14 protein-coding genes are annotated in these 16019 nt (G+C 37.3%); 6 read left to right on the forward strand and 8 right to left on the reverse strand.

Annotation, left to right across the window (positions count from 1 at the left end):
- Positions 1 to 116: 116 nt before the first annotated feature.
- On the reverse strand, positions 117 to 584 hold the full coding sequence (locus tag QM524_RS06585; protein ID WP_166578582.1) for a nuclear transport factor 2 family protein: 468 nt from the start codon (positions 582 to 584) through the stop codon (positions 117 to 119).
- A gap of 225 nt (positions 585 to 809) precedes the next feature.
- Entirely contained in the window at positions 810 to 2255 is a 1446-nt protein-coding gene (gene asnS, locus QM524_RS06590; RefSeq protein WP_095166564.1) for an asparagine--tRNA ligase, read from the reverse strand.
- A 370-nt stretch (positions 2256 to 2625) separates the two neighbouring features.
- Between asnS and rpoN the strand changes: the two genes are divergently transcribed.
- The 6 genes from rpoN (at position 2626) to cdaA (ending at position 9302) form a co-directional block, all read left to right on the forward strand.
- On the forward strand, positions 2626 to 4095 hold the full coding sequence (rpoN, locus tag QM524_RS06595; protein ID WP_095166566.1) for an RNA polymerase factor sigma-54: 1470 nt from the start codon (positions 2626 to 2628) through the stop codon (positions 4093 to 4095).
- An 89-nt stretch (positions 4096 to 4184) separates the two neighbouring features.
- Positions 4185 to 4835: a hypothetical protein gene (locus QM524_RS06600; RefSeq protein WP_229363443.1), complete on the forward strand. Its 651-nt coding sequence runs from the start codon at positions 4185 to 4187 to the stop codon at positions 4833 to 4835.
- Positions 4836 to 4960: 125 nt separating this feature from the next.
- Entirely contained in the window at positions 4961 to 5740 is a 780-nt protein-coding gene (locus QM524_RS06605; RefSeq protein ID WP_283343956.1) for an enoyl-CoA hydratase/isomerase family protein, read from the forward strand.
- 1014 nt (positions 5741 to 6754) lie between these two features.
- Positions 6755 to 7777: an SPASM domain-containing protein gene (locus QM524_RS06610; RefSeq protein ID WP_283343957.1), complete on the forward strand. Its 1023-nt coding sequence runs from the start codon at positions 6755 to 6757 to the stop codon at positions 7775 to 7777.
- Positions 7778 to 7809: 32 nt separating this feature from the next.
- Entirely contained in the window at positions 7810 to 8490 is a 681-nt protein-coding gene (locus QM524_RS06615; protein WP_283343958.1) for a peptidoglycan DD-metalloendopeptidase family protein, read from the forward strand.
- A gap of 29 nt (positions 8491 to 8519) precedes the next feature.
- Complete coding sequence (gene cdaA, locus QM524_RS06620) at positions 8520 to 9302, forward strand: diadenylate cyclase CdaA (protein ID WP_095166570.1); 783 nt, start codon at positions 8520 to 8522, stop codon at positions 9300 to 9302.
- Positions 9303 to 9580: 278 nt separating this feature from the next.
- Here the strand turns inward: cdaA and QM524_RS06625 are convergent, their stop codons facing one another.
- From QM524_RS06625 to QM524_RS06650, 6 genes are all read right to left on the reverse strand, one after another.
- On the reverse strand, positions 9581 to 11203 hold the full coding sequence (locus QM524_RS06625) for an NADP-dependent glyceraldehyde-3-phosphate dehydrogenase (RefSeq protein WP_283343959.1): 1623 nt from the start codon (positions 11201 to 11203) through the stop codon (positions 9581 to 9583).
- A gap of 396 nt (positions 11204 to 11599) precedes the next feature.
- Positions 11600 to 12007, reverse strand: coding sequence for a DUF4332 domain-containing protein (locus tag QM524_RS06630; RefSeq protein ID WP_283343960.1), 408 nt, complete (start codon positions 12005 to 12007; stop codon positions 11600 to 11602).
- Between the two features lie 646 nt (positions 12008 to 12653).
- Entirely contained in the window at positions 12654 to 12839 is a 186-nt protein-coding gene (locus QM524_RS06635; RefSeq protein ID WP_166552995.1) for a hypothetical protein, read from the reverse strand.
- A gap of 18 nt (positions 12840 to 12857) precedes the next feature.
- The gene (locus tag QM524_RS06640; RefSeq protein WP_283343961.1) at positions 12858 to 14042 is read right to left on the reverse strand and encodes an MFS transporter; all 1185 of its coding nucleotides are present in this window, start codon (positions 14040 to 14042) and stop codon (positions 12858 to 12860) included.
- Positions 14043 to 14102: 60 nt separating this feature from the next.
- A complete protein-coding gene (meaB, locus tag QM524_RS06645; RefSeq protein WP_283343962.1) occupies positions 14103 to 15098 on the reverse strand; it encodes a methylmalonyl Co-A mutase-associated GTPase MeaB in 996 nt (331 codons plus the stop codon).
- A 214-nt stretch (positions 15099 to 15312) separates the two neighbouring features.
- Complete coding sequence (locus QM524_RS06650; protein ID WP_283343963.1) at positions 15313 to 15990, reverse strand: 2-C-methyl-D-erythritol 4-phosphate cytidylyltransferase; 678 nt, start codon at positions 15988 to 15990, stop codon at positions 15313 to 15315.
- Positions 15991 to 16019: the final 29 nt, after the last annotated feature.

Raw genomic sequence — 16019 nt, forward strand, 5'->3', positions numbered from 1 at the left:
ATCTCTACAACCGTATCACCTAGTCCGAGACTAAGTCTCGAACTAGGTGATACGGTTAAATGCTAATAATTAGAAATTAAATTCACAATTCTTAATTCACAACTCAGCATTAATACTTACTTGCCACAATCTTTTCTACGAGTATCTGCTAGTGCGATGATTCTCCAACCTTCTGGAGTTTTGAAAAGCTGGAAGGCATCAACGCCACAATGACTAAATTTACCATTGGCATAAAATTCATAGGGAGTCCAAGCGGTTGCCATCTGCCCATCAATTCTGATTTCATAGCTCAATAACCTTTCTTCAATTGCCAAACTGGCAGGAAGTGAGCCAATTTGTTTGACAAAATCTGCAATTCCATTTTCGGTAGTAAGTTCCATTTGTTGTGTTTTACGACTCATTCCTATCGATTGCATTCGGATAGATGGGTGAAAAACTGCTTTAATCATAGTTGTATCATGCTTTTGCATACCAGTAAATAGTTGGTCGATGACCGCCTTTACTGCAGTTTCGTCGGCAGACTGAGCAGATAGTGTTGCTGTAATTCCTATGATGAGGGAAAAGGTTAGTATAATTTTTTTCATATTAAAAAAAGGGTTTAAATACGTGTGTCGACTCTGAAGTGTAAGCTGTAATAAAGATATTCATTTTCACATAAATGATTGACATGCTGAATAGTAAAAAAGGTTGTGCCGACATTTTTTCAAACATCAGCACAACCTTTAACGTTATTTATTTCTGTAGCATACAAGATATATCTTTCGGGTTATTTTCTAATAACAGATATACGTATAACTACTAACTAGTTCCTAGAATTCAGCAGTTTTTGGCGTACGAGGGAAAGGAATTACGTCACGGATATTGGTCATACCCGTTACAAACATCACCAAACGTTCGAAACCAATACCGAAACCAGCGTGTGGTGCTGTACCAAACTGGCGAGTTTCTAAGTACCACCAAATTGATTCGATTGGAATACCTACTTCTTGACAACGTTGTGCCAATTTTTCGTAGTTATCTTCACGTTGCGAACCACCGATGATCTCACCAATACCTGGGAATAATACGTCCATTGCGCGTACAGTTTGCCCAGGAACATTATCAGTTACTTCATCCAACTTCATGTAGAAAGCTTTGATGTCTTTCGGATAGTTGGTTAAGATAACTGGTTTTTTGAAGTGTTTTTCTACCAAATAACGCTCATGCTCAGATTGCAAGTCGATACCCCAAGCTACAGGATATTGGAATTTACCTTCTTTATGACGTTTTGAGCTCAATAAGATTTGGATTGCTTCGGTATATGTCAACTTGACATAATCATTGTCAATCACAAATTTCAATTTCTCAATAAGCGCCAGTTCTGAACGTTCTTCTTGTTTCTTATTTTTCTCTTCTTCTTTCAAGCGACCTTCCAAGAATACCAAGTCATCATAACAGTTGTCAAGCGCATACTTGATAACATACTTAGTAAAATCTTCAGCCAAAGCCATGTTGTCTTCTAATTCATAGAACGCAACTTCTGGCTCAATCATCCAGAACTCAGCCAAGTGACGAGCCGTGTTTGAGTTTTCAGCACGGAAAGTAGGACCAAAAGTATAAACTTTTGATAACGCCATAGCGCCTAATTCACCTTCCAACTGACCCGAAACCGTTAGATTTGTTTCACGACCAAAGAAGTCTTCTTTGTAGTTAACAGACCCATCTTCGTTCAATGGTGGATTCTTAGGATCGAGCGTAGTTACACGAAACATTTCGCCTGCACCTTCAGCATCCGAACCAGTAATGATTGGAGTATGAAGATAGAAGAAACCATTGTCGTTGAAGTATTTATGAATGGCATATGCCAAAGTGTGACGAACACGAAGGATTGCTGAGAATGTATTTGTACGAGGACGCAAGTGACCAATTTCTCTCAAAAACTCCAATGAGTGTTTTTTAGGTTGTAATGGGTATTTCTCAGGGTCGGCAGTACCATATACAAGTGCAGATTTTACTTGTAATTCTACTTTTTGACCTGAACCTTGTGACTCGATTAAAGTTCCTGTAATGGCTACACATGCACCCGTTGTAATGAGTTTTTGAGTTTCCTCATTCAAAACACCTGCCTCAGCCACAGCTTGGATATTGTGAATAACCGAACCATCATTGATATTAATGAAAGTTACGTTTTTAGATTCACGCTTGGTTCTTACCCAGCCTTTTACTGTAATTTCTGAGCCTACAGCTGCTTCTGCTAAGATTTGTTTGATTTGCATTGTCTAGTTTTACAAAATGTATTTGAATAAATCTTCTTTATACCTCCATACGTAAGTATTTTAGTAAATAGGATTGCCATTTTGGTTACCTACTATTCAAAATTACTTACAATTCTGTCAATTACCGAATGATGAATGGCTTTTCATAAGTTTTTTGTAAGTGGTCGAAAAAAGTTTGAAAATGTAAGTTTCTGTTTTACAGATTTTTATGTAAAATGATTATTTGTATTTGGGATTTGTCAAACATCTTAATTATTTTTATCGAGCAAATTGGCAAGATTGTTGATAGAGGGTGAAAAGAAAGACCGTCCTCAAACCTTATACCAAACTTGATGGATGTTTCTACAGTAATCCTTACATGTCATAAAATATGCAAAAACTATCCTTAAACCAGTCGCTTCAGCAGCGACTATCACCACAACAAATTCAGTTTATAAAGCTCTTACAAATTCCAACGTTTGAGCTGGCGGCTAGAATTGAGGAGGAGCTTGAGATAAATCCAGCTTTGGAAGAAGGCATGGAGATGGATAATGACGTCCAAGAGCAAAAGGAAGAATTTGATGAAGAATTCGACGACTATAAAGAAGATGAATTTGCTGATTATGAGGACAGAGATTTGGATATAGACTCCTACCTCCATGATGATTATAGTGGCTACAAAATGCAAGGTGACGGAAACGGAGGGGAAGAAGAAGAAAAAGAAATGCCAATCATGATGGTGGAAAGTTTAACAGACCATCTCAACACTCAGCTCGGTTTTCTTCGATTAGACGAAACAAAAGAAACTATTGGAAAACAAATCATCGGTTCAATTGAAGCCGATGGCTATATTCGACGTCCAATGCAGGCCATCGTAAACGACCTTGCTTTCACACAAGGTGTTTATACCAGCATTGAAGAAGTCGAGGAGGTTTTGCGTGCCATTCAGACTTTCGACCCAGCGGGTATCGCTGCCAGAGATTTGAAGGAATGCCTATTACTCCAACTTGACCGCAAGTCCCAAAACGAGCCACGTATTCAGGATGCTATCCGAATAGTAGATGAGTACTTCGATGAATTTTCGAAAAAACACTACGAGAAGATACAAAAGCGCCTTGGTATCACTGATGAAGCAATGAAGGAAGCTATCTCTTTGATTACTAAATTGAATCCCAAACCCGGTGCTTCTGACGATGATTCGAATGTGACGCAGTTCTTAATGCCTGACTTCATTCTGACGAATAATAATGGTAAGTTGGAAATTTTCTTGAATTCCAAAAATGCACCAGAATTGCGTGTGAGTACTTCATTCCACGAAATGCTCGAAACATATGACAAGAGCGACAAGAACAATAAATCAATAAAAGAAACGGTTACGTTTATCAAACAAAAACTGGATTCGGCCAAATGGTTTATCGACGCCATCAAACAACGTCAACAAACGCTCTTGAAAACTATGCAGGCGATTGTGGATTATCAAAAGGAGTTCTTTTTGTCGGGGGATGAGTCAAAACTTAAACCAATGATATTGAAAGATATCGCCAACGAAATCGAAATGGATATTTCTACCGTTTCGAGGGTAGCGAGTAGCAAATCGGTACAAACAGAATTTGGCTTGTATTTGCTTAAATATTTCTTCTCAGAAGGTATTTCGACCGAATCGGGCGAAGATGCTTCAAGTCGTGAAGTGAAAAATATCTTGAAAGAATTGATCGAGAATGAACCTAAGAAAAATCCGCTTTCGGATGATAAACTAGAAAAATACTTAAACGAAAAAGGATATAATATTGCTCGAAGAACGGTGGCAAAATATCGTGAACAACTCAATATCCCTGTAGCCCGCCTTCGTAAACAACTTTAATTGCAAGTCTATCATAAGTGAATGATGAATAGTTTTAAATTTGCTGTTGCAAGAAAATTATTCATCATTCACTTTTATTTTATTCGACTTTGAACGCTCGTCTCGCATATATTCTCTCTGTAGTACTACATCCCTTAGTTATGCCAACCTTGTTGTTTGGGATTATTTTTTACCAAGCGCCAGCTGCTATACCCAACCTAGAACTTTTTAACAGTGCAGCCAAAGTAGGAATGCTAAGTCTTAAATTAGGACTTTTGATTCTGATTTTTCTTCAAACCTTCCTTGTTCCAGCGCTTTCTATCTATTTCGTATTTCGTTTAGGCTATATCAAAACACTTGATATGCAGACACTTCGCGACCGACGATTGCCCTATCTTCTTACCGTGATTATTTACACCTTTATTACGGCATTTTATACAAAATCCATTCAACAATTCCCTGAAGTAGCCGTGCTGATGAGCAGTATTACCTTTTCTATTGCGGTGGTATCTTTTGTTAGTTTGTACTGGAAAATATCCGCTCATGCTGTTGGCATATCAGGAACTATAGGCGCAATCTTGGGTATTGCGATTCACTTACCAGAGGCGCACTTGCTTGGAACACTTGCTACGTTAGTAATTTTAGGAGGCTTCTTACTTTCCGCTCGATTACAGTTGGCAGCACATACACTTTCCCAGATTATTGCAGGTGTAGCAGTGGGTCTAGCTATTAGTTTATCAGTCACTTTGCTTTTATTGTGAGCATATATTTTGAAGTTTTTGTATGAGATAATTATCAAAACTAAAATTAAATAGTATGCTTGCATAACAAATTATTTTTTTAGAACTTCAAACATTGATTGTAAAACCTTTTTAACAGAAAATCTATGTTTGAATTACTAAAATATGAAGTGAAAAATGCTATTGCATTTATTACGCTCAATCGACCTGAGGTGTATCATGCTTTAAATCCTGGTCTGATTCAGGAAATAACCAAAGCCGTAAATATGGCATCAGAAGATACTGCTGTTCGTGTGATGGTGTTGACCTCAGAAGGGGAGAAGGCATTTTGCTCTGGTGCAGACTTAAAAGAAGGGTTGGGCAATATAAAACTACCAAGCGAATCATTACGTAAAAACTACAATCCGATGGTATTGGCTATGCGAAATTCTCCCAAACCAATTATTGGGGGATTAAATGGCATCGCTGCAGGGGCAGGGTGTTCGTTGGCTTTGGCTTGTGATATATTAATTGCCTCTGAAACTGCGGCAATGTCTGAAATTTTTGTCAGTATTGGCTTAATTATCGACGCTGGCTCTTCGTATTTCTTACCAAGAATTGTTGGTTCACAACGTGCTTTTGAGCTATGCTCTACAGGTAGGCGCTTAAGTGCTCAGGAGTGTTTGGAATTAGGTTTGGTTTCGAAAGTAGTGCCAGCAAATGAATTTAGAGCAACATTGGAGCTTGTAGCGCAGCAATATGCTAAAGCGCCAACCAAGGCAATTGGTTTAATCAAGAAAGTATTGAATCAATCTTCACATTCTTCACTAGAGCAAATGTTGGAGTTGGAAGCTATTCATCAAGATGAGGCAGCTCAAAGCCATGATTTTGTGGAAGGCGTTACCGCATTTTTACAGAAAAGACCTGCCAATTTTCTGGGTAAATAAAGGTGAATTTGTGGGCAAAAGAAAATTCATAGATAATGTCTACGGCTTTAGCAAAACGAGATAGGTATAAAATTAGAAAAGTCAAGAGTATCACTCTTGACTTTTTCTGTAACCCGAACCCATAAAAAAATAATCTAATAAAAGATTACTTAGTTAGTATTTTGAATGCTTTCGCAATAGAATATCGTATATCAGTTAATGATTAATGTCTTGGTAAAGTGATGCCTTAAATGCTTATTGGACGCAATGAAGATGAGCTGAGACTATATCTCAGAAACAAGTATGAAGAAATTAGTTTTAAATTAAGTAAGGTTATAATTTATACTAATTATATCATATCGTCATCACATCTAGCGGAATGTTTTGAGGACATCTATAACAAGAGCAATTTGCATTAGAATTGTTGAAATAGCAATATTTTTTTTAAATATTTTTCATAAAAAAACTACGATTTTTTGAAAGTATATATTTTTATCGTTGAAAAATCATGATTTTCGAAAAAATAAGGTGATTTATTTTTGCCTAATTCCGAATATTCATTCATTTTAAGAATTGCTTTAAAGTCGATTTTCTCCTAAATTTTAGACCTAATCGTCTACGAAATATTCTAAAAACAATGGCTTTTTTGAGTGTTCAGCTTTGTGTACATACAGAATCAAAAAGCGCTATTTTCTACTATATTCTTCACCAACTCCTTGCCAAATTACCTACAGATGTTTTATGCATTAAATCAAGAAAGTACCCCTTGTGCTAATGAACTTTTTTCAAAATATCTCTTTTATTCAATAAAGCTGTACTCTTTTACAAGGAATTAAACAATATACCCCGATGTTTTAACATTTATTGAGTAATTTGCAGAGTAAATAGCAATAACAACCAAGTTCTTTAATTTACGATTGATTTTGTGTAAAATAAAGGCTTGCATAGTGTTGGAGAACTCTCAAAATGACTAGCTAAATGTGGTATTTCGGACCATAGGTCTGTAATCCTATGCCACATAGCGCATACACTATAATGAATAGAAACCTTACTGACGGTCTGAATTTTATCTCAAAACTTACATGGAAGCGTTTCTGGAATGCTACTCAGGTGTTGGCGAGCTACTATTTCTCTAAATTTACAGGTAAGGTTCATCATTGGGGGCTTCCTATCAGTATTTCGTTTGAGCCAACTACTTCTTGCAACCTACGATGTCCCGAATGTCCAAGTGGACTTCGTTCTTTTACCAGACCAACGGGTATGCTTTCTGATGAGATGTTTCGTCGGTCTATAGATGAGCTTGCGGATACACTTACGTATCTAATTTTTTATTTTCAAGGCGAACCTTATCTTCATCCACAATTCTTGGAATTAGTACAGTACGCTGCCAGCAAGAAAATTTACACGGCTACCTCTACCAATGCTCATTATCTTAGCGATATACAAGCTAAAAAAACAGTAGAATCAGGACTTGACAGGCTGATTATTTCGATTGATGGAACTACCCAAGAGGTGTATGAACAATATCGTGTTGGTGGTAAGCTCCATAAGGTAATTGAAGGAACAAAGCATGTTGTCAAATGGAAAAAAGCGCTTAATTCTTCCACGCCACATATCGTATTTCAGTTTTTGGTAGTACGTCCCAACGAACACCAAATTGAGGAGGTAAAGCAATTGGCGAAGGAGTTAGAGGTAGATGAAGTTGCCTTAAAAACAGCCCAAATATATGATTATGAGCAAGGTTCAGCCTTGATTCCGACAATAGAAAAATATGCTCGCTACCAACAACAAGCAGATGGAAGCTATCAAATCAAAAATCATTTGCTCAATCATTGTTGGAAAATGTGGCATTCATGCGTAATTACTTGGGATGGATTGGTAGTTCCATGCTGTTTTGACAAAGATGCAGAACATAGATTAGGTGATTTGAGTCAAACGTCATTTAAAACCCTTTGGAAAGCTGAATCCTATCAGAATTTTAGACAAGTCGTTTTGAAATCAAGGAGTGAGATTGAAATGTGTAAAAACTGTACTGAGGGTACACAGGTATGGGCCTAAAGCCTTTATACAAACAAGATTTTAAGACAAAAATGTTAATAGAAGAAATATTAAAAAAATATGATTTTGCTCCAGTTGTGCCTTTCGAATTGTCGGAAGATACTCTGTTGAAGATCGACCTTACCGCTGAGAATACTGACCTAAAAAAAATAGATCTAACCGATACTGCTATTTTTTCAGAATATGTATTTGCTAAAATTCAAGAAGCGCAGGCAGTTTGTGCTATCGGCGGATATTTTGAAAATCGGTATATCTATCGTAGAAGTGAACATTTCCAGCAAACCGTAGAACCTAGGTCTATTCACTTGGGAGTAGATATTTGGGCAGCTGCTGGTACGCCAGTATTTGCACCATTGGCTGGTAAAGTCCATAGTTTTGCTAACAATGATAACTTTGGTGATTATGGTCCAACCATAATTCTGGAACATGAACTAGAAGGTTATATTTTTTATACGCTGTATGGACATTTGAGTGTGAGCTCTTTGGATGGACTAGCAGTCAATCAGTTTATTGATAAGGGGCAGCGTATAGCAGAATTCGGCAATTTTCCTGAAAATGGCAACTGGCCTCCTCATTTGCATTTTCAAGTGATGACTGATATGTTGGGCAAACAAGGAGATTTTCCTGGCGTATGCGAACCCTCCAAAATTGATTTTTACCGAGCTATTTGTCCCAATGCTCATATCTTACTTAAAACCGACACTTTATATTAGTACTTTAATCGCAAAAACCTTAAAACTGTATGCACATTGGCTTTTTAAATATTGATTTTATAGATGTAGTTGACGTAATGCTGGTAGCTTTCTTGCTCTATCAGATATACCGACTCATTCAGGGGAGTATTGCGAATAAGATATTTTTTGGCTTTATCATCGTATATGCTGTTTATTTGTTAGCAACGGCCTTTGGCATGGAATTGCTTTCTGCCATTTTAGGGCAATTTATGAATGTTGGAGTATTGGCGCTTTTAATTATTTTTCAACAAGAAATTCGTCGTTTTCTATTAATGTTGGGTCGCTCGACCTCATTCCAAGAAAATGCGATTTTGAAAAGATTTTATACGCCCAAAATTTCCAAAGATAAGGTATCCAATCTTCAAGCTATCGTAGAAGCAACACGTACAATGGCTGCTACGCATACAGGTGCGTTGATTGTTATTGAAAAAGAAGATGATTTGAAAAAATTCATTGAATCTGGTGATGAAATCGACTCTCAGGTATCCAAAAGATTACTCTTGACCATTTTTCATAAAAACTCACCACTACACGATGGGGCTGTTATTATCAAAAATAGTCGCTTGGCTGCGGCTCGCTGTATGCTTCCTATCTCGGAAAGTGGTACGATTTCGCCAACGCTAGGTTTCAGACACCGTGCTGCATTTGGGATGAGCGAACAAACTGATGCCGCAGTGATTGTAGTATCAGAGGAAAAGGGTGAAATTTCTTTTGTTTCTCATGGAGGAATTTTTAGAAATATGTCTACCAAAGATTTAGAGTCAAAATTAAGCGAGTACCTATTGAATTAAGAAAGAAGACGTTATTCGTTAATAGTATATTCGTTATTTGAAGTAGCTCATAATTAGAAGGTTAAATTAAAATTACATCTCGGATATACTATTAATTCACAACTCGCAATTCAGCATTAATAGTAATACATAAAAACAAAAAGGCTGTTTCAAATTTGAAACAGCCTTTTTGTTTTTATGATAAGTAAAAAGCCTTCATTGGTTAATAGTAGGAGAACATCCATTGTTGAAGTAGATAATCTCTGATAACATTCACACTAATAACCAATAACTTTTACCTACAAGATAAATCTAGTTGACAAGAAGTTAGATTCTTGATTTTCAACAATTTGATTTACCAATGCTTTGTTTTCAGCAGTTTGTTTTGTTGCTACAACCGTACGAATCGAGAACGAACGAAGTGCTGCTGTTACAGACAAAGTACCTTCAGCAGAGTCTTTACGACCTGTGAATGGGAATGTGTCTGGTCCACGTTGACATTGAGCATTGATATTCACACGAGAAACTTGGTTTACCGCAGCATCGATCAATTCAGAAATTTGATTTACATCTGTTCCGAAAATAGATACTTGCTGTCCGTGTGACGAATTAGTAATATATTCGATTGGTTCTTCAATATTGTTGAAAGGTACCACTGGAACTACAGGGCCAAATTGCTCTTCATGCCAGATTTTCATTTGGCTAGTTACTGGTGAAAGTAAAGCAGGGAATACGAATGATTTGAAGCTTTCGCCACCATTTTCGTTAATCACTTTTGCACCGTGTAACTTAGCATCCTCGATAAGCTCCTTCAAATATGCTGGCTTGTTTGGCTCAGGAAGTGGCGTAATGTTTACACCTTTTTCCCACATCAAACCTAATTTCAATTTGCCAATTTCTTCAGCCATACGTTGGTTAAACTTCTCTATCAATGTTTCGTGAACGAACATGATTTTGAGTGCAGTACAACGCTGACCATTGAATGACAACGAACCTAGCATACATTCTTTAACGGCCAATTCAAGGTCTGAACTTTCTGTAACGATAGCTGCATTTTTAGCATCCAAACCTAAGATTGCTCTCAAACGGTTTACTTTAGGGTGCATTTTTTTCAACTTATCAGCTACCTTAGATGAACCAATCAAGGTCAATACATCGATTTTACCTGATTCCATTAAGCTAGGGATAACCGAGTTTCCGCGACCATAAACTGTGTTGATTACACCAGCAGGGAATGAATCACGGAATGCCTCTAATAATGGGTAGTGCAATAATGTACCGTGTTTCGGAGGTTTAAACAACAACGTATTTCCCATAATCAAAGCAGGAATCAACGTTGTGAAAGTCTCATTCAATGGATAGTTGAATGGTCCCATACACAATACAACACCTAGTGGTGAGCGACGTACTTGCCCGATAATACCTTCTTCAATCAAGAAAGTAGATGAGTTACGGTCGATATCTTTAAGCGCATCAATTGTATCGTAGATGTACTGAACAGTACGGTCAAATTCTTTCTGTGAATCACCTAAAGATTTACCGATTTCCCACATCAACAATTTTACAACCTCGTCGCGTTTTTGAATCATTTTTTGAGTAAAACGCTCAACGCATTCGATACGTTGTTTTACACTCATCGATGGCCATTTGCCACGACCATTGTTGTAAGCTTTCACGGCTGCATACAATACTTCGATAGCATCTGGGGCATCTGTGATAGGGTAAGAACCAATGCGTTTTTGTTCTAATCCTTTTTCAGTTTTTACATAAACAGGAGACCAAACATCTTGGGTTTTACCAGCCCATTGACGCATCTCACCATTTACCAAGTATTCACGTTGCTCAATCGGCTCGGTGATATTATATTCTGCTGGAATATCAGCTTCCGCAGGGAATAAATTTTCGAGTTGGGATGTGTTCATATTGCGCTAAAAAAAATTGGCTTGAGATTATTATTTTATTTCAGTTAACAGTTTTATTACAGTGTTTGAATATGCTACGAATTGTACAATTTTCGCTGATTGATTTCTTGCCAAAGTTCAATAAAAAGCTAATTTCATTCGTCAGGCTTCGATGATTTATTGAAATTTTACAATGTTGGATTAGTTTTGTTCAAAAAATATCTTTTCAGCTTTAAGAAATGTCTTTATTATTATAAGCGATATTATTTATTATGAGTTCTATTTTTTCTGATTTTAGCGCTAGTTTTTACTAGAAATTAAGAAAAAAAAATACCCTCAACATTTGCTATAACAAAGCAATGTTGAGGGTATTTTTACTCTATTGAAAGATATATTCCTGCGACGAAATTCTATAAATTAGTAAGTCACCACTGGAGCCAAAGTTTTTGCGTGCTCGATAAATCCTTCTACTTGAGACAAGCTTGGAACACGTCCGCTTAAGCCTTTTGCTTCATTTGTTTCTACCATTTTAGCATGCAAGTTAGCAGCATTACGAGTTGCTAATTCTTTTACAGTATCCACACCAGCAGCCTCTAAAAGGTCAGATGTTTCTTCTGCAACGCCTTTGATTCTGAACAAATCAGCCATGTTTACCCAACGAAGGATGCGTTTTTCATCGATTCCTGTTTCATTTGCTAACGAAGAGCGACCTTTTTTAGTAGCGCCAACTTCAAGAAGTTGTTCAACAGTTTTGATGTTTACGGCACCTAATTTTTCAGCATAAACTGGACCGATTCCTTCGATGTCTAAGATGTTATAAGCCATTTTTTTCTAAAAGTTAAATAATTGATTATTAGATTGTTGTTTTTGTTTTACTCCAATCCTCAATCGATTAAAGAAAGAGAGTTATTGAGTAAAGATTATATTAAATTTATGACAAAAACTTCGTGCAAGCATAAATGATGGCACAAATACAGGTCTTTTACACAAACTTAATAGACAAGAAAAGCTAGATAGGATTTTGATGCTAAGCTACAATCAAGCTATTGATTTTGAAAGTAAATTTTCGAGGAGTCAGAAATTCAACTATCCAAAGTTATAGCAAGATGATATAAATGAAAAAGGGGCAAAAAAACAACTACCAAGGTTATATCTTGTTGTGAGTAAATTTAGAAATATATCTATAAAAAAAACAAGGATTATTAAGCTTTTTTCTATTCTGATGGCTTAAAATCCTTGTTTTTTGAAATATGTTATTTGTATAAAGGTTATAAGTTCAACGGTTTCTTTTTCACATAAATGTTAGAAACAATTTAGTGGACCCTAATTGAGTAACAGGAAAGATTAAATGAATGATAAATCTAAGTGCCTTTCTAATAGTATACCTCGGATTATGAGAGTATTCTGATAACTGATATACTATTAACGAATAACCTTTTACTTTTAAAATGAACTGTCTATTAAATACATGCTACGCAAACTGCTTCAGCATATATTTACGACGAAGCTGGTTTATTAAAAACTTCTTCTGCGCTGTAAAGCCATCAGGGTGCATTTCATTAAAAATCTTTTTCAATTCTGCGAAATGCTTTGGATTGTCCCATAAAAACATTTCAGCATTGATATTTTTTTCTTCGAGATATTGCTCAAATACCATGATTTTGTGATTTAAATATTAAGCAACAAGGTGCTTTTTCTGATTCTTACGTAATATTACTAAATACACCAAACTTACCAAAGATAATACCGCCGCAATGATGTACGAATAGGGTAGGTTTTCTACTTTACCTTGATAAAGTTTTCCTGCTACTACAGCGCCAATACCAATTCCTGCTTCAAGGGCAATATACATGGTTGCCATAGCACGACCTCGGTATCGCTCGTCAGACAAATCTACTGTCCAAGCGGTGAGGGTAGGGGTATTAAAGCCCCAAGAGAAACCAAACAGAATAGAGGCTATCATCAAAGCTGTAAAGTTGTTGGCATACCCTAAAATCAGCATAGATACCGCCAACAAAACACTTGAAATGATGAGTACTGGAATTCGCCCGTATTTATCTGAACTTTTGGCAAAAAACATTCTCACAACCAATGATGCAATAGTATAAACTGTAAAGAATATTCCTTTGTTGCTCATACCCAACATCTTAGTTTGGTCAGGAATGAGAGTCAGAATCACACCAGATGAAAACGACACTAATAACATGACCAAAAAAGTAGGAATTACTCTCGGTTCGAAGACGTCGACCCAGCCTATTTTGAAAAGTTTTAGCGAAAAAGGCTGTTTTTGTTCTTTGGGAAGGGTTTCTTTCATATTTACCAAAATCAAAATCGATAATAAGGCAAATGAAGAAGAAGTATAAAACATGGTATTTATCGAGAATAACTCAGTGAGGTAGCCTCCAATGGTTGGTCCCATCGACATACCTGTAGCGGTAAAAATGCCTAACATTCCTTGTGCCTCGCCACGACGGTCTTCGGGAATAATATCGGCAACGTAGGCGGAAGTTGCCGTAGGTTTGGTGCCTGTAGACATCCCATGAATAAACCTTAAGAAAAGAAATGTGGCCACACCACTTACCCAAGGATAAATACCGCCACAAATAAAACATACCACTGAACCAAAAGCCATAATGGGAACGCGGCCAATGGTATCGGTTAGTTTTCCAGAGAATGGTCTCGAAATACCAGCAGTTAATGTAAATAAAGCAATAATATAACCGATGTATTCTTTTCCACCCATGGATGCCAAATAATCTGGCAACTCTGGAATCATCATTTGGAAACTTGCTGAAAACAGGAAATTACTTAAACATAAAAGCCAAAACTGAAGGGTGTAAATGGAATTTGTTTTTGTCATCTTACTAAATGGATTGTGTCAAAACTCATACGTCTGAGCAATACAACTTATGAGAATGTATTAGGAATGTATCGACTTTTCAAAGAGCCTTAATAGCTCAAGAGCAGCCTTGATGGGTAATTTTTTTCCTTCTGTTACCGCTGATTCTACACTCGAAAGTTCTTGTTGAATCTGTGGATTTTGGTAAAATCTTTCCTCTAGTGTCTGCTTGATAAAGTCATGCATCCAAGCTAGATTTTGTTGTTTGCGGTTAATAAAGAAATAGCCATTTTGTTGTAAAAGTTCACGATGAGCAAGGATCGTTTTCCAAATGTCATCTATCCCCGTTTGGGTCACAGCCGAGCAAGTCAATACTTTTGGATACCAGCCACTACCGCTCGCAGGGAACAAATGCAAGGCATTTTCATAGGAAACTTTCGCCTGACGAGCTTGTAGTTCGTTACCCGAATCGGCTTTGGTAATTGCCACCAAATCAGCCATTTCCATAATGCCTTTTTTGATACCTTGAAGCTCGTCGCCTGCACCAGCCAACATGAGCAATAAGAAAAAATCTACCATGCCATGTACAAACGTTTCGGATTGTCCAACGCCAACTGTTTCGATGATAATCACCTCAAAACCTGCGGCTTCGCATAGCAACATCGTTTCTCGTGTTTTATGAGTTACCCCTCCCAATGAGATACCCGCAGGCGAAGGTCGGATATACGCCAAGGGGTCTCTCGAAAGCTCTTCCATACGTGTCTTGTCTCCAAGAATACTGCCTTTTGAAATTTGACTACTTGGGTCAATCGCCAGCACAGCAATTTTTTTCCCTTGATTGGTCAAATGTTTTCCAAAAGTTTCTATGAAGGTACTTTTGCCTACGCCAGGTACTCCCGTAATGCCTAGTCGGACCGAGTTACCAGTGTGTGGCAAGAGTGTTTCGAGTACTTCTCTGGCTAGCGCCTTATCTGTATCGAGCTGACTTTCGATTAGGGTAATAGCTCTGCTCAGTATCATTCGGTTGCCTTCTAATACTCCAGCAACGTATTCGTCCTTGCTAAGTCGTTTTCTCATTTGGTTTTTATATGGGGTTTTGTTTTGTTTTTTTGAGTTAATAGGGGTGAGGGTATAGGGTTTAGTTTTTCTTTTGAAGTAGGCACAAAGTGTTTTTAGGGAATAATAGTGAGGGTATAGGGTTTCGTTTTTTCGAAAAAAGTTGAAAAATGTGCGTTGTAAATGAGTAGATAGTGTGTGAGACTTTTTTACCCAAATCCCAAATCCCAAATCTCTAATCCCTATACTTCTCTAAAAGCATATTGGCAAACAGCAAGTCTTCTGGCGTTGTAATTTTGATGTTTTCATAAGAACCATCAATCAAATGAATAGGAAAGCCTGCTGCTTCTACTACGCTAGCGTCGTCGGTAAATGTGCTTAGTTCTTCTGTTTCAAAAGCTTTTTTCAAAATACTTACCTGAAATGTCTGTGGTGTCTGAATCAAACGTACTGTAGATCGGTCAACGGCGACTCCATTGACTCTTACCGAATCTTTGGATGGAACGCTTACCACGGCACTACCCAATGCCTGTGCTGTTTGGTAACTATTTTGAATAACTGCTACCTCTACAAACGGACGCACGCCGTCATGAATACTGACCAATCCATCACCTTCGATACGAGAGAGACCGTTTTGGGAAGACTGAAAACGGGTTTGACCGCCATCCACCAACCAGTGAGGAACTCTCTGCGCTATATCCGAATGTTTTTCGCAAAGAGATTGCCAGTATGCCTGATGGGCTTTGGGTAATACCAAAATCAATTGGATACTTTCGTCGGCTTGTTTGAAGCGTAAAAGGGTATGAAAAAGGATTGGTAAACCACCTAGCTCAATGAATTGCTTGGGAAGTTGGCTTTGCATACGACTACCACTTCCGCCTGCAACAACGATGGCATATTTGTTTGAAGACATAATGATGATATAAATGAGGAAACAGCCTT

This window comes from Flectobacillus roseus, assembly GCF_030056595.1.
Classification (GTDB): domain Bacteria; phylum Bacteroidota; class Bacteroidia; order Cytophagales; family Spirosomataceae; genus Flectobacillus; species Flectobacillus roseus.